Here is a 20,109-nt window from a genome sequence, read left to right on the forward strand (position 1 = left end):
TCGTGCCCCGCGACCCCCGAGCTCATGCCTAGGCCGGGAGGGGGAAGGGTCAGAGATGGATAAGGGACAGCCCCCAACGCGGAAGGGCCGGGACATGACTTCCACCCACGCCTTCTGGCTCGCCGGGCGCCAGGTCGCCGGCGAGGTCAGCTTCGATGTCAGCTCGCCGTGGGACGGGCGGATCGTCGGCAAGGCCGGCGTGCCGAGCGACGCCCAGATCGAGGAGGCCGTCGCCGCCGCGTACGCCGTGCGGGACGAGTTCGCCGCCACGCCCGCCCACATCCGCGCCGCCGCCCTCGACCACGTCAGCCGCCGCCTCGTCGAGCGCACCGAGGAGATCGCCCAGCTGATCTCCGCCGAGAACGGCAAGCCGGTCAAGTGGGCCCGGGGCGAGGTCGGCCGTGCCGTCTCCGTGTTCCGGTTCGCCGCCGAAGAGGCCCGCCGGTTCAACGGCGGTGAGGCCCAGCGCCTCGACACCGACCTCGGCGGCCAGGGCCGGCTCGCGCTGACCCGCCGCTTCCCGAAGGGTGTCGTCCTCGGCATCGCGCCCTTCAACTTCCCGCTCAACCTGTGCGCCCACAAGATCGCCCCGGCGATCGCGGCCGGTGTGCCGATCATCCTGAAGCCCGCCCCGGCCACCCCGCTCTCCGGGCTCGTCATCGGCGAACTCCTCGCCGAGACCGAGCTGCCGGCCGGGTCCTGGAGCATCCTTCCCGTCCCGAACGACCGGATGCCCGCGCTGGTGCAGGACGAGCGGCTGCCCGTCATCTCCTTCACCGGTTCCGAGAAGGTCGGCTACGCGATCATGGACTCGGTGCCGCGCAAGCACTGCACCCTGGAACTGGGCGGCAACGGCGCGGCCGTCGTGCTCGGCGACTACGCCTCCGACGCCGACCTGGACTGGGCCGCGACCCGTATCGCCACCTTCTCCAACTACCAGGGCGGCCAGTCCTGCATCTCCGTGCAGCGGGTCATCGCCGACGCTGCCGTGTACGACCGGCTGCTGCCCCGTGTCGTCGCCGCCGTCGAGGCCCAGGTCACCGGGGACCCCTCCGATGACAAGACCGACGTCGGCCCGCTGGTCAGCGAGGACGCCGCCCAGCGTGTCGAGAGCTGGGTCGACGAGGCCGTCGCCGCCGGCGCCAACCTGCTCACCGGCGGCAAGCGCGACGGTGCCTCCTACGCGCCGACCGTCCTCACCGACGTACCGGCCGACACGACGATCTCCTGCGAGGAGGTCTTCGGACCCGTCCTGACCGTGCAGAGGGTGGACGGCGAGGCCGAGGCGTTCGCGGCCGCCAACGACTCCAAGTACGGCCTCCAGACGGGTGTGTTCACCCACGACCTCCAGGCCGCCTTCCGCGCCCACCGCGCGCTCGAGGTCGGCGGCGTCGTCATCGGTGACGTGCCCTCCTACCGCGCCGACCAGATGCCGTACGGCGGCGCCAAGCAGTCCGGTGTGGGCCGCGAGGGCGTGAAGTTCGCGATGGACGACTACACCTACGAGCGGGTCCTCGTCCTCACCGGGATCGCTCTCTGACCTGCGGTGGCAGACCGACGGCCGGAGCCCGCTGTGCGGGGGCTCCGGCCGTCGCCACATCCGTGCGCGGACCCTCTAGCTAATGGGAACCATTTTCAGCTAGAGTCTCCGCAGCGGCGGTGGCTCACCGCCCCGAAGGGGCCCGGCACCGATGCCTTCCGGTGCCGGGCCCCTTCTTCGTGCCGATCCCCTCCTGACCCTCAGCCGGAGAAGCCGACCCGCGCGAGCCGCACCGGGCCGCGCAGTCTGAGGCGGACGTCATGCACACCGGAGGCCGTGAGCGCGCCGCGGAGCGTGACATAGTCGTACGGCCCTGACGTGAGGGTCCCCGGCGACAGCGCCGCGAGCGCCGGGCCGCCGTCGAGCGAGACCTCCACCGTGCCCTCGCCCGCCACGGCCACCGTCACCTCCGTGACACCCGCCCCGAAGTCGCAGGCGCGGTAGACCAGTTCGGCCAGCCTGCCGTTCGCCGGCGTCACCGCGTCGCCGGCCGCCTTCGTCCGGTCGACGATCGCGACACCGCCCTGCTCGTCGAAGTCGGCCCCCTCCAGGCCGCGTTCGACGACGGGACGCGGCCCGCCCGGCTCGCCGTCCAGCACAACCGTCGTACGCAGCCGGACGTCCTCGCTGGAGGCGCCCGCCATCAGCTCGTACGGCCCCGGCTCCCGGCGCCACCCGCCGTGCGCCACGTCCCAGAACTCGAAGGCGGACAGCGGGACTTCGAAGGACAGCTCCGTCCTCTCGCCGGGGGCGAGCGTGACCCTCCGGTGCGCCACCAGCTCGCGGCGCGGGCGCGGGACCGAGGGGTCCACGGCACGCGTGTAGAGCTGGGCGACCTCGTCGGCGGTCAGGTCCCCGGTGTTCGTGACCGTGAAGGAGACGTGCAACGCCCCTTCCTCCGTACCGGACTTGAGGTCCCCGTAGGAGAAGGACGCGTACGACAGACCGTGTCCGAAGGGGAACAGCGCGGTGCCCTCGAAGTACAGGTACGTCTGGCGGCCGCCGAGCACGTCGTAGTCGAGCAGGTCGGGCAGGTCGGCGTCGTCGGTGTACCAGGTCTGCGGGAGACGGCCCGCGGGGGAGACGTCGCCGGCCAAGACCCGGGCCAGCGCGGTGCCCGCGGCCTGGCCGCCGTGGGACATCCAGAGCGCGGCCCGCAGCGGACCCGGCTGGAACGCGTACGGGTAGGCGGAGACCAGGGCCAGCACCGTGTTCGGGTTGGCGGCGCGGGCCGCCCGCAGCAGACGGTCCTGGTGGGCGGGGAGGGCGAGGGTCGTACGGTCCTCGGTCTCGCGGCCGTCGATGTGCGGGTCGTTGCCCGCCACCACGAGGACCACGTCGGCCTCGGCGGCGGCCCTGGCGACCGCGTCCTTTCCGTGCTCGACGGTGATCAGCGTGAAGATTTCGGGCTGATCGCCGAGTTCCGCGTTCTCATCGGCAACCTTTACTCCGTCGGCGCCGACAGAGACGTGGCGACCCGTGCCGACATGCCTGAGGAGGTGTCCGTTCCCGTGGGGTTCCAGCCGGAACGTCTCCTGGACGACCCAGCCTCCGGGCTGGTCGGCGGAGGCGCGCACCCGGCCGTCCTCGGCGACCGAGAGATAGCGGCCGTCGGGAGCGCGCAGGGTCAGGACGCCCCCACCCCAGTCGACCAGGGCGAGTTCGGTGCCGACCGCGTGCGTGGTGAGCGGCGGAAGGTCCGTGCGGCCCGCGAGCAGTGCCGGGTCGAGGGCGCCCTCGGCGCCGCGCACCGTGTCGTCGGCGGTCGCCGCGGGCACATGGAGGAAGGTTCCGTCCGACGCCTTCAGCAGGACCCGGTCCACGCCCTCCGCGAACTCGATCCGCTCGGCGCCGAACCGCTCGTACAGGCCCTCCAGCGGGGTGGAGCGATGGATGAGCGTGCCGCTGTACCAGTCGAGCTTGCACTCGTCGGCGAGCAGGCCGACCACGGCGAGCCGGGTGTCCGGGGCGAGCGGCAGCACACCGTCGTTGCGCAGCAGGACGACCGACTGTTCGGCCGCCTCCTGCGCGAGGGCGCGGTGGGCCGGGGTGTCGAAGTCCGTGGTCGGGGCGTGCGGGTCGTACTGCGGGTCGAACTCGCCGAGGCGGAAGCGGACGGAGAGCTGGCGGCGGACCGCCGTGTCGATGTCGGCCTCGGTCAACAGGCCCTGTTCGTACGCCCTCTTGAGCCGTCCGGTGATCTGCGCGCTGTCCGTGCCGTGGTCGGTGAAACTGTCGACGCCGGCCAGCAGCGAGGCCGCGGTGGCCTCCTCGTGGGTGTCGAAGTAGTGCTCGTGGTCGACCAGGTTGGAGGGCGCGCCGGCGTCCGAGCAGACCAGCAGGTCCTCGTCCGTCCAGGTCCGCAGGTGCTCGCGCAGATACGGACTCACGTGGTTCGGGCGGCCGTTGACCAGGTTGTACGCGGGCATCACCCCGGCCACCGCACCCGCCTCGACCGTCTCGCGGAAGGCCCGCAGATCGTACTCGTGCAGCACGCGAGGGCGGACCGAGCTGGACGAAGTGGCCCGGTCCGTCTCGTTGTTGTGGGCGAGCCAGTGCTTGAGGACGGGAGCGGTGCGCCAGTACGTCGGGTGGTCACCGCGCAGACCGCGGGTGTACGCGACGGCGATCGCCGAGGTGAGCTTCGGGTCCTCCGAGTAGCCCTCCTCGTTGCGGCCCCACAGAGGGTGGCGCAGCAGGTTCACCGTCGGCGACCAGACGTTGAGGCCGACGCGGTCGTCGCGGGCCCGCATCGCGCGGACCTCCTTGGAGACGGCCTCGCCGACCCGTCGGACGAGATCCGTGTTCCAGGTCGCCCCCAGGCCCACCGCCTGCGGGAACACCGTCGCCGGGCCCATCCAGGCCACGCCGTGCAGCGCTTCCTGGCCGGTGCGGAAGGCGTCGACGCCGAGCCGCTCGACGGCCGGGGCGAACTGGTGCAGAAACCCGATCTTGTCGTCGAGGCCGAGCCGCGACAGCAGATCGTCGATGCGCTTCGCGAACGGCAGCTGCGGATCGCGGAAAGGCGGCGTGGGCGGCGTCTGTGCGGTCACCTGGGGATCCCCTTGGAGTGGAGCGGTCGAGCGCTTTCGAAGCGCTTCGATGCTCATTCGACAACGGGTCGGGTGTCAAGGGACCAGCGCCATCACTTCAAGCGGTGCATAAGAAAAGGTCGCCTCCCACACCTCGGAGGAATATTGGGAGCGACCCTTGTGCACCCACAGGGCTTCACTTAACCTCACAGCAACATCGAAGCGCTTCGACTACGCAGCGACCGTAGAAGCCGAAGAAGCGCTTCAGCTCAGCCAGTTCCACTCAAGACACCGCAGCCGACGGCTCCTCCGCCGGGTGTCCTGGTGCGCCATGAAGGGTTGACGCAATGACGCCGAACGCCGCTGCCCCCTCCTCCGGTCCTTCCGGTCCCAGCAGGAGAAGCTTCCTGGCCTCCACCGCGGTGGCCACCGCAGCGGTGGCGGGAGGGATGCCGCTGCTCTCCGCCTGCGGCGGTTCGGACAGCGGCTCGCGTGACGGCACCACATCGGGCAAGGACGCGAAGAAGATCCTGCCGGCGTACGTGGCCAGCAACGTGGTGACGCCGGACATCCCCGCCAGGAACGGCTCGGCGATCGGGTTCACCAGCAAGCTGGACCTGGCCACCCTGAAGACGTCGGTGACCAAGAAGCTCGGCAAGGGCGGCAAGGTCACCATCATGTCGCCGTTCTGGGGCTCGCCGCCGAAGAACGACAACGCCTACTACACGTCGATGAACGAGCTGATCGGCGTCGACGTCGCCTGGCAGAACCAGGACGGCAACACCTACGAGCAGAAGCTCGGCGCGGTGCTCGCCTCCAGCGACGTCCCGGACGTGGTGGTCGTCCCCGGCTGGAACATGAACGGCAAGATACCCACCGCCATCATGAGCAAGTTCGCCGACCTCGGCCCCTATCTGTCGGGCGACGCGGTCAAGGACTACTCCAACCTCGCGGCCATCCCCACGGCCTCCTGGCAGCGCTCCATCTTCGGCGGCAAGCTGCGCGGGCTGCCGATGCCCGCGCCGTGGGCGCCCAGCATCGTGCCCCTCTACCGCCAGGACATCTTCGAGAAGGAAGGGTACGAAATACCCAAGTCCTGCGACGAGTTCATGGCGCTGGCCAAGGAGATCACCAACGCCAAGGCCAAGCGCTGGGCGTGCCTGGACATGAAGTGGACCGCCTTCCAGGCCTTCGGGGTGCTCTCCGGCAGCGAGAAGCCGCTCGGCTGGAACATGGTCGACGGCAAGCTGGTCTACCGCATCGAGACCGAGCAGTACCTCGAAGCCCTGGAGTGGTCCCGCAAGCTCTTCGAGGCGGGGGTCGTCCACCCCGACTCCAAGATGGGCAAGAACGCCCCCGACCCGGGACCCAAGTTCGCGGCCGGCGAGTTCCTGATCTACCCCAACAACATCTCCCAGTGGTGGGGCCGCACCGCCGAACAGGCCACCCAGAACCCGGACTTCAAGATCTGGGGCATGGACGTCTGGGGTCACGACGGCGGCAACCCCACCATCTACGCCGAGCAGCCCGCCGGCATCTTCGCCTTCGTCAACAAGAAGGCCTCCGAGTCGGTCATCCGCGACGTGCTCGCCGTCGCGAACGTCACCGCGGCGCCGTACGGCACCAAGGAGTACATGATGACCAACTACGGCGTGGAGGGCACCCACTACACCGTCAAGGACGGCGTCCCCGCCAAGACCGACCAGGGCAACCTCGAGGTGATGAACGCCTACGTCATGGTCGCGAGCCCCGCCGCGACCATCGCCCACCCCGACTTCCCCCAGGTCGCCAAGGGACAGGTCGAGTGGGAGCAGCGGATGGGCGCCTTCACCAAGAAGTCCACCTTCTGGGGCATGCAGATCACCGAGCCCAACCGCTACACCAACCTCGCCAACGACTTCGAGCAGCTGGAGGACGACATCGTCCGCGGCCGCAAGAAGATCAGCGACATGCAGCAGGCCGTGTCCGACTGGAAGAGCAAGGGCGGCGACAAGCTCCGCGACTGGTACAAGCAGATCCTCGACGAGAACGGCTCCGCGGCCGGCTGACCGGGTACCGAGGCAAGGAGAACGGCCGTGTCCCACAGCACGGTGCCTCGGAGCGGGACCGAGGCCGACACGACGGACAAGACCCCGCAGGAGTCCGGTGGCGCCACCGGATCCCGTAGGAAACCGCCCCCGGGGAAGCTGGGTCTGCGGCACAGGCTCAGACGGGACCGCGTCCTGCTCCTGATGACGCTGCCGGCCGTCGCCCTGGTCCTGCTCTTCAACTACGTGCCGATCCTCGGCAACGTGGTCGCCTTCCAGGACTACGACCCCTACATCAGCGACAACGGCATCGTGTCCATGCTGCACAGCCCCTGGGTGGGGCTGGAGAACTTCCAGCGGATCTTCGAGGACTCCTCGTTCTGGCAGGCGGTCCGCAACACCCTCGTGCTGTTCTTCCTCCAGCTCGTGCTGTTCTTCCCGATCCCGATCCTGCTCGCGCTGCTCATCAACAGCGTGGTCAGGCCCCGGGTGCGGGCGATCGCGCAGGCCGTCCTGTACCTGCCGCACTTCTTCTCGTGGGTGCTGGTGATCGCGGTCTTCCAGCAGCTGCTCGGCGGCGCCGGACTGCTCTCGACCCTGCTGCGCGACCACGGGTACGACGGCCTCGACATCATGACCGACCCGAACACCTTCAAGTTCCTGGTCACCGCGCAGTCGGTGTGGAAGGACGCCGGCTGGGGGATCATCGTCTTCCTCGCCGCCCTGGCCGCCGTCAGCCCCGACCTGTACGAGGCCGCCGCGATGGACGGCGCCAACCGCTGGCGCCGGATGTGGCACGTCACCCTGCCGGCGCTCCGCCCGGTGATCGCACTGCTGCTGGTGCTGCGCGTCGGCGACGCCCTGACCGTCGGCTTCGAGCAGATCCTGCTGCAACGAGATGCCGTGGGACCGGGCGCCTCGGAAGTGCTCGACACCTTCGTGTGGTGGAACGGCGTCCGCAACCAGGACTTCGGCTACGCGGCCGCCGCCGGACTCGTCAAGGGCGTCATCAGCATCGGTCTCGTCCTGGCCGCGAACAAGGTGGCCCATCTGATGGGCGAGCAGGGGGTGTACAAGAAGTGACCGCCGTCATCGACAAGCCCGCGCAGAAGTCCGTACGCAAGCCCGGCCGGTGGGCCGCGCCGCCCCGGCCGGTGTGGGAGGAGCAGCCCTCGCAGGTGGGGCTGGCGGGCAAGGGCCTGGTGCTGGGCATCGCCTGCCTCGCGATCCTCTTCCCGCTGTGGATCGTCGTCGTCACCAGCCTCTCCTCGCGCAGGACCATCGACGAGGCCGGCGGCCTGGTGATGGTCCCGAAGGGCATCACCTTCATCGCCTACCAGGAGCTGCTCAGCGGCGGCCAGGTGACCCGGGCGGCGGTCATCAGCGTCCTGGTCACTCTCGTCGGTACGGCCTTCTCCATGACCGTGTCCGTGCTGTGCGCGTACGGGCTGTCGCGGACGGATTCGGTCGGGCACCGGTGGATCCTCATGACGCTGCTGGCGACGATGTTCTTCAGCGCCGGACTCATTCCCACGTATCTCCTGGTGCAGACCCTCGGGCTGACCGACAGCTACCTCGCGCTGATCCTGCCGAGCGCGATCAGCGTCTTCAACATCCTGGTCCTGCGCGGGTTCTTCATGGGGATCTCGCCGGAGCTGACCGACAGCGCGCGGATCGACGGGGCCGGGGACCTGCGGATCCTGTGGCAGATCATCATGCCGCTGTCGCGGGCCGTCATCGCGGTGATCACGCTGTTCTACGCCGTCGGGTACTGGAGCGCCTGGTTCAACGCGTCCCTGTATCTCAACGACCAGGACATGATGCCGCTCCAGAACGTCATGATCCAGCTGGTGCAGAAGCAGGAGGCCCCAGTTGGGCTGGGGCAAGCCATCAAGACGGGGCAACTCTCCGGGCTTGCCGTGCAGATGGCTGTGATGGTGATGGCGTTGTTGCCGGTGGCCGTGTTGTCGCCGTTCGTGCAGCGGCATTTCAAGAAGGGCATGTTGACGGGCGCGGTCAAGGGTTGAGCCGCGCCTACTGAGTGGGGTGGTGGGGACCGGACGGCGGCTGCGGGTCGTCTGTGGCTGGTCGCGCAGTTCCCCGCGCCCCTGAGGTTTCTCCACTTCCCCCTCTTTCTTCAGAGCGAGGCTTGTCATGCTTACGTCTCACCTGAGCCGGCGTGCCGTTCTTGCCGGGGCCGCTGCCGCCGGCGCGCTTACCGCCATTCCTCTTGGGCAGGTTCGGGCGCATGCCGCCTCGGGCGCCGCCCCCTCCTATCGGTGGCGCAACGTCTTCATCGGTGGCACCGGGTTCGTCACCGGTGTGCTCTTCCATCCCTCCGTCCGCGGGCTCGCCTACGCCCGTACCGATATCGGTGGGGCCTACAGATGGGACAGCGGGGCCGCCGCCTGGGTGCCGCTCATCGATCACCTCGGGTGGGACGACTGGAACCTGCTCGGCGTGGAGGCCATGGCCGTCGACCCGGCGCACCCGAACCGGGTCTATCTCGCCCTCGGTACCTATGCGCAGTCCTGGGCGTCCAATGGAGCCGTGCTGCGGTCCGACGACCGGGGCGCCACCTGGGCCCGGACCGACCTCGCCGTGAAGCTCGGTGCCAACGAGGACGGGCGGGGGGCCGGTGAGCGGCTGCTCGTCGATCCGCGGGACAGTGACACCCTGTGGCTGGGGACCCGGCACGACGGGCTGCTCAGGTCCACCGACCGGGGCGCCACCTGGGCCACCGCCGGCGGATTCCCGGGCACGCCGAGCGCCTCCGGGCAGGGGGTCACCCTGCTCGTCGCCGCCGGGCGCACCCTCTACGCCGGCTGGGGCGACTCCGACGGGAGCGCCGCCAACCTGTTCCGTACCGCCGACGGCACGCAGTGGGAAGCCGTGGCCGGACAGCCCTCCGGTGCCGCCGCCAAGGTGCCGATCCGGGCCGCGTACGACAGGAACACCCGCGAGCTGTACGTGACGTACGCCAACGCCCCCGGACCCAACGGGCAGTCCGACGGCAGCGTGCACAAGCTGTGCACCGCCAACGGCAGGTGGACCGAGGTGACCCCGGTGAAGCCCGGCGGGACGACCGATGACGGGGGCGCCGACACCTTCGGGTACGGCGGGGTCGCCGTGGATGCCCGGCGGCCCGGCACCCTCGTCGTCTCCACCAACAACCGGTGGGCCGCCGTCGACACCGTGTTCCGGTCCACCGACGGTGGCCGCCACTGGACGTCCCTCAAGGACTCCGCCGTCCTCGACGTGTCGGAGACCCCCTATCTCAAGTGGGGCGAGGACGCCCCGAAGTTCGGCTGGTGGATCCAGGCGCTCGCCCTCGACCCGTACGACTCCCGGCACGTCGTCTACGGCACCGGCGCCACCCTCTACGGCACCCGGGACCTCAAGCACTGGGCGCCGCAGATCCGGGGCATGGAGGAGACGTCCGTGCGGCAGCTGATCTCGCCCCCGGCCGGGGAGGCGCATCTGATCAGCGGGTCCGGCGACATCGGCGTGATGTACCACGAGCGGCTCACCGCCTCGCCCTCGCGCGGCATGGCCACGAACCCCGTGTTCGGGACGGCGACGGGACTCGCACAGGCCGCGCGGAAGCCGGCGTACGTCGTGCGCAGCGGATGGGGCGACCACGGCAACGGGGCCCGGTCGGACGACGGCGGACAGACCTGGGCGCCCTTCGCGGCCCAGCCCTCCCTGGCCAAGGACGCGCCGGGGCCGATCGCCACCAACGCCGACGGCAGCGTGCTGCTGTGGGTCTTCGTGCACTGGGACGGCACCAAGTACCCGGCCCACCGCTCCGCGGACGACGGGGCCACCTGGACCGAGGTCTCCTCCTTCCCGAAGGGCGCCACGCCGGTCGCCGACCCGGCCGACCCGACGCTCTTCTACGCGTACGACACCGACACGGGAACGCTACTCGCCAGCACTGACAGTGGCCTCTCCTTCACCGCCCGTGCGACCGGGCTGCCCTCCGGCGACGCCCAGTTCGAGCTCGTCGCCGCGCCCGGGCGCTCCGGCGACCTGTGGCTGAGCGTGAAGTGGAACGGGCTCTACCGGTCCACTGACGGGGGCCTGAGCTTCGACAAGGTCGCCAGCTGCTGGGCCTCCTACACCCTCGGCTTCGGCAAGGCCGCCGACGGGGCCGACTATCCGGCGATCTACATGGTGGGCTCCACCGAGAGCACCACCGCCGTCTACCGGTCGGACGACGAGGCCGGCACCTGGGCGCGGATCAACGACGACCGGCACCAGTGGGGGTGGACCGGCGAGGTCATCACCGGGGACCCCCGGGTGTACGGGCGCGTCTACCTCGCCACCAACGGGCGGGGCATCCAGTACGGGGAGCCCGTCTGATGGCCGTCGGGAAGGGGCCGGGCCTCGGCGAGGTGACGCGCGGTCGCATCCTCTTCGGCGGTGACTACAACCCCGAACAGTGGCCGGAGGAGACCTGGCACGAAGACGTCCGGCTCATGAAGGACGCCGGCGTCAACTCCGTCACCCTCGGCGTCTTCTCCTGGGCCAGGCTCGAACCCCGGCCAGGAGAGCGGGACTTCGGCTGGCTCGACCGGCTGATGGACCTCATGCACGAACACGGCATCGGCGTCGTCCTCGCCACCCCGACCTCCTCGCCCCCGCCCTGGCTGGGACATCTGCACCCCGACACCCTGCCCGTCGACCAGGACGGCCGCACCGAGTGGTGGGGCGGCCGACAGCACTTCTCACACTCCAGCGCCGTCTACCGCCGCCACGCCGCCGCCATCACCGAGGACCTCGCCGCCCGCTACGGCGGCCACCCGGCCCTCACGATGTGGCACATCAACAACGAGTACTGCACCTACGACTGGGGCCCCGAGGCCGCCGTCCGCTTCCGCCGCTGGCTCCAGGACAGATACGGCACGCTCGCGGAACTCAACGACGCCTGGGGCACCGCCTTCTGGAGCCAGGGCTACGGCGACTGGGCCGAGGTGCACACCCCCCGGCACGCCCACTACCTCAAGAACCCCACCCAGGTGCTGGACTTCAAGCGGTTCACCTCCGACATGCTCCTGGAGTGCTACGTCGCCGAGCGGGACATCGTGCGCCGCCACACCCCGCACCTCCCGGTCACCACCAACTTCATGCCGCTCTGGACCGGGCAGGACGCCTGGCGGTGGGCCGAGGAGGAGGACGTCGTCTCCGTCGACCTCTACCCCGACCCCCGTGACCCCTTCGGCGCCCAGGCAGCCGCTCTCGTACAGGACATGACCCGCTCGCAGGCCCGCGGCCCCTGGATGCTGATGGAGCAGGCCGCGGGACCGGTCAACTGGCGGGGCGTCAACCACCCCAAGCCGCGCGGCCTCAACCGCCTCTGGTCGCTCCAGGCCGTCGCCCGCGGAGCCGACGCCGTCTGCTACTTCCAGTGGCGGCAGTCACGGCAGGGCGCGGAGAAGTTCCACTCCGGGATGGTCAGTCACGCGGGGGAGCGGGGACGCACGTACCAGGAGGTCAAGCGGCTCGGTGCGGAACTCGCCAGGATCGGCGGTGAGGTGACGGGTCGTCATACCGCCAACGGCATCGCCGTCCTGCACGACTGGCACTCCTGGTGGGCCGGCGCCCACGAGGGCCGGCTCTCCACCCAGGTCGACTACACCCAGGTCCTCACCGCCTGGCACCGAGCCCTGTGGGAGGCACACCTCACCACCGACTTCGCCCACCCCGAGCACGATCTGAGCGCGTACAAGCTGGTCGTCGTCCCCCAGCTGTACTCCCTGAGCGACACGGCGATCGACAACCTCGTCGCGTACACCCGGCAAGGCGGCACCCTCGTCTGCGGCTTCCTCACCGGCATCGCCGACGAGGACGACCGGGTACGGCCGGGCGGCATGGACGGACGGCTGCGCGAGCTGTTCGGCATCCGCACCCTGCACGAGTGGTGGCCGCTGGACGCGGAGGAGACCGTCGGGTGCGACGGGTTCCGCGGGACGCTGTGGTCGGAGGAGATCGAGAAGGACGAGGGATCCGTCGCCGACGCCGTCTTCAAGGGTGGCGAGCTCGACGGGCTGCCGGCGGTGCTCCGGAAAGGGCGGGCGCGGTACCTCGCCACGCTTCCCGAGGCGGACGAACTGCGGGGGCTGCTCGGGCGGTTCGCGTCCGAGGCGGGCGTCCGTCCGGTGCTCGACCGGCTGCCCGCGAGCGTCGAGGCCGTACGCCGTGGCGACCTGCTCTTCGTGCTCAACCACTCCCGCGAATCCGTGACCGTCGAGGTGCCCGGCACCCACCACGACCTGCTGACGGGGGCGACCGTCACGGACGAGTTGACCTTGGACCGGTACGGCGTGGTGGTGTTGCGCCCATGAACGCGGACATCAGCTCGATGCACGGCACCTGGGAACCCCGTCCCGCCACCCGCTGGGAGGACGGCTTCCTGAGTGGCAACGGCCATCACGGCGCTCTTGTGTTCGGCGAGCCGAACGACGAGCGGGTCGTCGTCACCCATCACACCCTCGTCCGCCCCAACGGCGCCGAACTGGCGCGCCCGCCCGAGCTCGCCGCCGAACTGCCCGCGCTCCAGGACCGGTTGCTCGCCGGAGAGCTCGACGCGGCGGAGAGCTTCACCGACGGCCGGGACCTCCAGTGGGTGCAGCCCTTCCACCCCGCCTTCCAGATACGGCTGCGCGGAGCGAACGGCGGCGCGCGCGGACACAGACGCTCCGTCGACTTCGCCACCGGTGTCGTCCACAGCGCGAACGAGGGCCGGAACAGCCGCGTCTTCGTCTCCCGGGCCGACGACGTCATCGTCCAGCGGGTCGTCGCGGCCGACCTCGACATCTCGCTGGACCACCGGCTCCCCGGCGCCCCGAAGGACCTCGGGGTCGGCCACGGCGCCGTCCTCACCCCCAGCGGCGCCCTGCTCACCCTGCGGGCCCGGTACCCCGGCAGCGACCGCGCCTACACCGGCGTCACCCTGGTCCTCGTCACGGGCGGCACCACCACACTCACACCGCCCGGCCTGCGCATCACCGACGCCGAGTCCGTACTGCTGCTGACCCGCGTACTGCGGCACACCGGCGAACTGGACGTCATGGAACAGGCGCGCCTCCTGCACGAGCTCGGACCCGACTACGACACCCTGCTCAACGCGCACACCGCCCTCCACCGCACCGCCTACGAACGCGTCACCCTCGACCTCGCCGCGGACCCCGCCGAACGCGCCCTCCCCGGCTCCCAGTTGCTCGCCCGCACCGAGAGCCCCGCCCTCCTGGAACGCCTCTTCGCCGCCGGCCGCTACCACCTGCTCTCCGCCAGCGGCCTCTTCCCGCCCCGCCTGACCGGCCTGTGGACCGGCGACTGGGACACCGCCTGGGCGGGAGCGTTCACCAACGACGCCAACGTCAACCTCCAGACCGCGTCCGCGGCGGCCGCCGCCCTGCCCGAAGTCACCGCGGCCCATGCCTCCCTGATCCACGGTCAGCTCCACGACTGGCGGGAGAACGCCCGCGCCGTCTTCGGCGCCCGGGGGATCGTCGCCCCGCCGCACAGCGACGGCGAGTCCGGACTGACGTACCACTTCAGCCGCGAATACCCGCTGCACCTGTGGACAGCCGGCGCCGACTGGCTGCTCAAGCCGCTCGTCGACCACGACGAGACCCACGGCGGACAGGACCCGCGCACCGCCGCCGCGCTCGCCGAAGTCGCCCTGTTCTACGAGGACTTCCTCACCCGCGAGGACGCCGACGGCCGGATCGTCGTCGTCCCCTCCTACTCACCCGAGAACCGTCCCGCCAACGCCGGTTGGGGTGCGATCAACGCGGCCATGGACCTCTCGGCCGCCCGGCACGCCCTGCACACGGCGGCCGACTACCACCCCGGGTCGGCACAGCGCTGGCGAGCCCTCGCCGACCGGCTCCCGCCGCACCGGATCAACGACGACGGCGCCCTCGCCGAATGGGCCCGGCCCGGCCTCGACGACACCTACGACCACCGCCACCTCAGCCACCTCTACGGCGTCTGGCCGCTCGACGAGATCACCCCGTACGACACCCCGGACCTCGCCGCGGCCGCGTACCGCGCCCTCGAACTCCGCGGCGCCGAGAACGACTCGGCCCACGGCCACCTCCACCACGCCCTCGTCGCCGCCCGGCTGGGCGACGGCGAACGGGTCGCGCACGCCCTCGGCCAGGTCCTCAAGGGCGACTTCTTCCACGACTCCCTGATGAGCGCGCACTACCCGAACCGGGACGTCTACAACGCGGACGCCGCGCACACCCTCCCAGCCGTGCTCGTCGAGATGCTCGTGCAGTCCACGCCGGACCGGCTGGTCCTGCTGCCGGCCCTCCCGGCGGCGTACCCGTCAGGTCGGCTCACGGGCGTCCGGACCCGGTTCGGCGCGGAACTCGACCTCCTCTGGACCCCGCAAGAAGCGACCGCGGTGCTGCGCCCCACCCGTACCCACCGCATCGAACTCCGGACTTCCACCGGCGGCCGGCCGCTCGACCTCGTCGCCGGAGAAGACCACGTCCTGCCGCTTGGGGCGTGGTGACCACCCCCGCAACTCCCCCCACCCATGGAAAGGGACACCATGGCAAAGAGCACCCTCCGCAAGATCACCATGGCCGTGCTGGCCCCGGCGATGGCCCTCGGCGCCACCGTCGGCCTCGCCTCCGCCCCCGCCTCCGCCGCCGTCTGGAGCTCCTGCGACCAGTGGGGCAACACGACCCTGAACGGCTACACGCTCTACAACAACATCTGGGGCTCCGGCGCCGGCAGCCAGTGCGTCTGGGCCAACTCCGGCACCAACTGGGGGGTTTGGGCCAACCACCCCAACACCGGCGGCATCAAGTCCTACCCCAACTCCAAGAAGGTGATCAACAAGACGATCGCCTCCCTCGGCTCGCTCTCCAGCAGCTACAACGTCACGGTCCCGTCGTCCGGCGCGTACAACACGTCGTACGACATCTGGGACACGGACTACGACTACGAGATCATGCTCTGGGTCAACTACAACGGAGCCGTCGGCCCGCTGGGCACCTCGCAGGGCAACGTCACCCTCGGCGGCCACACCTGGACCGTCTACAAGGGCACCAACGGCGCCAACGAGGTGTTCTCGTTCCTGCGCACCTCGGACTCCAGCTCCGGCACCGTCAACATCAAGTCGATCCTCACCTGGATCTCCGGCACCAAGGGCTGGATGTCCAGCAGCGAGACCATCGGGGACGTCCAGTTCGGCTACGAGGTCACCTCCTCGTCCGGCGGCCTGGACTTCGTCACCAACAACCTGACCGTCAGCAGCAGTTGATCAGCGGGCGCTGACACCCGAACGCGTGCGGCCGGTTCCCCTAGGGGAGGAACCGGCCGCACGTCATGACACGGCTACTCCGCCACGGGCAGGCGCGCCCCGTCCCGCAGGAACAGCGGGATGCGGTCCAGCGGGGCGTCGACCGTCACGGTCCTGCCGCCCTCGTACGTCTCACCGGTCCACGCGTCCGTCCAGACCGCGCCCGCCGGGAGATAGGTGGTGCGGGCCGTCGCGCCCGCCGTCAGCACCGGGGCCACCAGCAGATCGCCGCCGAAGAGATAGGCGTCGTCGACGGACCAGGCCGCGTGGTCCTCGGGGAACTCCAGGAACAGCGCCCGCATGGGCGGCAGACCCTCCTCATGGGCCTCCCTCATGACCTTCAGGACATACGGCTTCAGGCGCTCGCGCAGCCGCAGATACCGCTCCAGGATGACGCCGGCCTCCTCGCCGTACGACCACACCTCGTTCGGGCCGCCGGTCATCTCCGGGCCCAGCGGCATGCCCGGGTCGCGGAAGCCGTGCAGGCGCATCAGCGGGGACAGGGTGCCGAACTGGAACCAGCGGACCATGACTTCCCGGTACGCCGGGTCGGTCGGGTCGCCGCCGTGGAAACCGCCGATGTCGGTGTTCCACCAGGGGATGCCGGAGAGCGAGGTGTTGAGGCCGGCCGTGATCTGGCGGCGCAGGGTCGGGAAGTCGGTGCCGATGTCGCCGGACCACAGGGCGGCGCCGTGCCGCTGACTGCCTGCCCACGCCGAGCGGTTGAGGGTGATGACCTCCTCGCCCTCGGCCGTCAGGCCCTCGTGGAAGGCGCGGGAGTTCTCGGCGGGGTAGCAGTTGCCGACCTCCAGGCCCGGGCCCGCCCAGTAGCGCAGGTTCTCCGGGAAGCCCGGCTTCAGCTCCGGCTCGCAGGCGTCCAGCCAGAAGGCCGTGATGCCGTACGGGGTCAGGTAGTTGTCGCGGATGCGCGACCACATGAAGTCGCGTGCCTCGGGGTTCGTGGCGTCGTAGAACGCGACCTGGACGGTGGAGGCGACCTCCTTGTCCGGCCAGTCGGCGTGCGCCATCGGGCCGTACTGGGTGCCGATGAAGTAGCCGCGCTGCTCCATGAGCTGGTGGTTCTCGCTCAGCGGGGACACCGACGGCCAGACGGACACGACGAGTTTGATGCCGAGCTCCTCCAACTCCCGCACCATCGCCGCCGGGTCGGGCCACTCGGTGAGGTCGAACTTCCAGTCGCCCAGGTGCGTCCAGTGGAAGAAGTCGCAGACGATCGCCGAGACGGGCAGCCCGCGGCGCTTGTACTCCCGTGCCACGGAGAGGAGTTCGTCCTGGGTGCGGTAGCGCAGCTTGCACTGCCAGAAGCCCGCCGCCCACTCCGGCATCATCGGGGTGCGGCCGGTCGCCGCGGAGTAGCGGCGCTGGCCGTCGGCCGGGGTGCCCGCGGTGATCCAGTAGTCGATCTGGCGTGCCGAGTCGGCGACCCAGCGGGTGCCGTTGTGGGCGAGCTCGACCCGGCCGATCGCCGGGTTGTTCCACAGCAGGGTGTAGCCGCGGCTGGAGGCGAGGACGGGGATGGAGACCTCGGCGTTGCGCTGGACCAGGTCCAGGACCAGGCCCTTCTGGTCGAACCGGCCGTGCTGATGCTGGCCGAGGCCGTACAGCTTCTCGTCCTCGTACGCGGCGAAGCGCTGCTCCAGACGGTGGTGGCCGTTGCCGACGGCGGTGTAGAGACGGGAGCCGGGCCACCAGAAATGGGCCCGTTCCTCGGCGAGGAGTTCGCCGCCGTCGTCGGTGCGCAGGAAGCGGACCAGGCCCTCGGCGTTGACCAGGACGGTCAGGGCTCCGACGGTCAACTGCCCCTGACCGTCCTCGACTTTGACCGTGTACGACGTGTCGGGCGCCTCGTCGAGCAGCGCGCCCGGCAGCCCCTCCAGGATCGGTCCGCCGAGCCGGGCGCGCACGCGGACGGCGTCCGGGCCCCAGGGCTCGACGCGGAGGGTCTCCTGGCGGCCGCTCCACTCCAGCCCGCCGTCCCGCTCACGGAACGTACCGACGGTGGGAGACGACTGCGCGAGGCTTACCTGGGTCTGGTTTTCGGCAGGCTGGTTCACGTGGTGTGCTCCTGGAGGAGTGCAGACATGGGGGTGCCCCGGTGGGGGCGGACGCGCCTGGTGTGCCGAGCGGGTGTGGGCCCGCGTACCGCTACGCCGGTGCCGGGCCCGAGCTCGCCCGGACCGTCAACTCGGGTGCGATCAGTACGACTTCGTCCTTGCCGCGGCCGTCGAGCTTGGCCACCAGATGCTCCACGGCGTGCCGGCCCATCTCCTGGGCGGGGATGGCGACCGACGTCAGCCGCACCGAGGCCTGGGTGGCGACCTGGTCGGGGCAGACCGCGACGACCGACACGTCCTCGGGCACGGCACGGCCCTGCTGGCGCAGCAGGGCGAGCAGCGGCTCGACGGCCGACTCGTTCTGCACGACGAAGCCCGTGGTGGCCGGGCGCTCGTCGAGGATGCGGGCGAGCGTCACGGCCATCGCGTCGTACCCGCCCTCGCACGGCCGGTGCAGCAGTCGTACGCCCAACTCCTGGGCCCGCGACCGCAGTCCGTCGAGGGTGCGCTCGGCGAAACCGGTGTGCCGTTCGTAGACCGCGGGCGCCTCGCCGATGACAGCGATGTCGCGATGGCCGAGCATCGCGAGATGCTCGACGCACAGTGCGCCGGTGGCCCGGAAGTCGAGGTCGACGCAGGTCAGTCCGGAGGTGTCGGCGGGGAGTCCGATGAGCACGGACGGCTGGTCGGTGCCGCGCAGCAACGGCAGCCGCTCGTCGTCGAGTTCGACGTCCATCAGGATCATCGCGTCGGCGAGCCCGCTGCCGGTGACGCGGCGTACGGCGTCGGGGCCCTCCTCGCCGGTGAGCAACAGGACGTCGTAGCCGTGGAGTCGGGCCGTGGTGGCCACCGCGATGGCGATCTCCATCATCACCGGCACGTACATGTCGGTGCGCAACGGGACCATCAGCGCGATGATGTTCGACCTGCTGCTGGCCAGGGCGCGGGCGCCCGCGTTCGGGTGGTAGCCCAGCTCGCGGATGCTCTGCTCCACCCGCTGCCGGGTGGCCCCGGAGATGGACCGCTTGCCGCTGAGGACATAGCTCACCGTGCTCGCCGAGACTCCGGCGTGCTGGGCGACCTCGGCGAGGGTGACCATCCAGCTCTCCAAGCTTTGTGAAGCGCTTCGACAGTGCGCAGTGCGAATAAGGGCGGGTGAGGGTGGTTCGACAGTAGCTCCACCGGAGGTGGGTGTCCATAGGTTGTCGAAGCGCTTCGACATCGACTTGGCGCGGGCTTCCTTCAGGCCTCCCTCGGGCCCCCTTCCGCCTCCCGACGGCCCTTCCGGGGTGTGGGGTTCCTCCCTACCATGGCCGATCGTGGGGGGCCACGGAACGGAATCGGGGGAGCCCGGCCGGTGGATCGGCCCGTACCGGGTCGTCGCGCTGCTCGGCGAGGGCGGGATGGGCGCCGTGTACCTGGGCCGCGACGCGCACGGGCAGGTCGCGGCGGTGAAGGTGCTGCGGCCGGAGGCGGCGCGCGACGAGGTGATGGTGCGGCGCTTCCGGCACGAGGCGGACGCGGCGTCGGCGGTACGCGGGACCGGGGTGGCACCGGTTCTCGGCTACGACCTCGACGGGCCCGTGCCGTGGATCGCCGCCGCGTACCTGGCCGGGCCGACGCTCCACGAGGCGGTCACCGAGCACGGGGTGTTCGGTGAGACCGGGGCGCGGGCGCTGCTGGGGGAGCTGGCGCGGGCGGTGGGAGTCATCCACGGGTCCGGGCTGGTGCACCGGGATCTGAAGCCGTCCAACATCGTCCTGACCCGCACCGGCGCCCGGATCATCGACTTCGGCATCGCCCGGCCCGAGTACGGCCTCACCCTGACCCGGCCGGGAGCGGCACCGGCCACACCGGGATACGCGCCCCCGGAACAGATCACGGGACGCCGGGCGGGGCCCCCGGCGGACGTCTTCGCCCTGGGCGCGGTCCTGGTCTTCGCCTGCACGGCACAGGGCCCCTTCGGGACCGGGCATCCGGCAGCGGTCGGATACCGGGTGGTCCACGAGGAGCCGGATCTGGAGGGGGTGCCTCAGGGGCTGGCGGCGGTGGTGGGGGCGTGTCTGGCGAAGGCGGCGGGGAGCCGACCTACGCCCGACACGCCCCCACC

At 70.6% G+C, this 20,109-nt stretch carries 12 protein-coding genes; 9 read left to right on the forward strand and 3 right to left on the reverse strand.

The window, feature by feature from the left end:
- The first annotated feature begins 94 nt into the window (after positions 1–94).
- Entirely contained in the window at positions 95–1,540 is a 1,446-nt protein-coding gene (locus tag HLK59_RS36995) for an aldehyde dehydrogenase family protein (protein WP_171146003.1), read from the forward strand.
- Positions 1,541–1,740: 200 nt separating this feature from the next.
- Here HLK59_RS36995 and HLK59_RS37000 read toward each other — a convergent pair whose 3' ends face one another.
- The gene (locus HLK59_RS37000; RefSeq protein ID WP_171146004.1) at positions 1,741–4,593 is read right to left on the reverse strand and encodes a glycoside hydrolase family 3 C-terminal domain-containing protein; all 2,853 of its coding nucleotides are present in this window, start codon (positions 4,591–4,593) and stop codon (positions 1,741–1,743) included.
- Positions 4,594–4,919: 326 nt separating this feature from the next.
- On the opposite strand from HLK59_RS37000, the gene HLK59_RS37005 reads away from it, so the two are divergent.
- From HLK59_RS37005 to HLK59_RS37035, 7 genes are all read left to right on the forward strand, one after another.
- Positions 4,920–6,620 carry an extracellular solute-binding protein gene (locus tag HLK59_RS37005; RefSeq protein ID WP_171146005.1) on the forward strand — a complete coding sequence of 567 codons (1,701 nt, stop codon included), beginning with the start codon at positions 4,920–4,922 and terminating at the stop codon, positions 6,618–6,620.
- Positions 6,621–6,647: 27 nt separating this feature from the next.
- Positions 6,648–7,682, forward strand: coding sequence for an ABC transporter permease subunit (locus HLK59_RS37010; RefSeq protein ID WP_171146006.1), 1,035 nt, complete (start codon positions 6,648–6,650; stop codon positions 7,680–7,682).
- Positions 7,679–8,626: a carbohydrate ABC transporter permease gene (locus HLK59_RS37015; protein WP_171146007.1), complete on the forward strand. Its 948-nt coding sequence runs from the start codon at positions 7,679–7,681 to the stop codon at positions 8,624–8,626. Before HLK59_RS37010 ends, HLK59_RS37015 begins: the two co-directional genes overlap by 4 nt.
- 127 nt (positions 8,627–8,753) lie before the next feature.
- Positions 8,754–10,964 (forward strand): 1,4-beta-glucanase, encoded by a 2,211-nt coding sequence (locus HLK59_RS37020; protein WP_171146008.1) that lies wholly within the window; start codon positions 8,754–8,756, stop codon positions 10,962–10,964.
- The gene (locus HLK59_RS37025) at positions 10,964–12,946 is read left to right on the forward strand and encodes a beta-galactosidase (RefSeq protein WP_171146009.1); all 1,983 of its coding nucleotides are present in this window, start codon (positions 10,964–10,966) and stop codon (positions 12,944–12,946) included. The genes HLK59_RS37020 and HLK59_RS37025 overlap by 1 nt, the downstream gene beginning before the upstream one ends.
- A complete protein-coding gene (locus HLK59_RS37030) occupies positions 12,943–15,129 on the forward strand; it encodes a glycoside hydrolase N-terminal domain-containing protein (RefSeq protein ID WP_171146010.1) in 2,187 nt (728 codons plus the stop codon). The genes HLK59_RS37025 and HLK59_RS37030 overlap by 4 nt, the downstream gene beginning before the upstream one ends.
- A gap of 39 nt (positions 15,130–15,168) precedes the next feature.
- A complete protein-coding gene (locus HLK59_RS37035; RefSeq protein ID WP_171146011.1) occupies positions 15,169–15,885 on the forward strand; it encodes a hypothetical protein in 717 nt (238 codons plus the stop codon).
- Between the two features lie 74 nt (positions 15,886–15,959).
- Here HLK59_RS37035 and HLK59_RS37040 read toward each other — a convergent pair whose 3' ends face one another.
- Both HLK59_RS37040 and HLK59_RS37045 read right to left on the reverse strand, forming a co-directional pair.
- Positions 15,960–17,999, reverse strand: coding sequence for a glycoside hydrolase family 31 protein (locus tag HLK59_RS37040; RefSeq protein ID WP_171146012.1), 2,040 nt, complete (start codon positions 17,997–17,999; stop codon positions 15,960–15,962).
- 91 nt (positions 18,000–18,090) lie between these two features.
- Positions 18,091–19,098, reverse strand: a complete 1,008-nt coding sequence (locus tag HLK59_RS37045; protein ID WP_171146013.1) for a LacI family DNA-binding transcriptional regulator — start codon at positions 19,096–19,098, stop codon at positions 18,091–18,093.
- Positions 19,099–19,318: 220 nt separating this feature from the next.
- Between HLK59_RS37045 and HLK59_RS37050 the strand changes: the two genes are divergently transcribed.
- A partial coding sequence (locus tag HLK59_RS37050) for a serine/threonine-protein kinase (RefSeq protein WP_171146014.1) occupies positions 19,319–20,109 on the forward strand: 791 nt, incomplete at its 3' end.

The organism is Streptomyces sp. S3(2020), from assembly GCF_013044505.1.
Classification (GTDB): Bacteria; Actinomycetota; Actinomycetes; order Streptomycetales; family Streptomycetaceae; genus Streptomyces.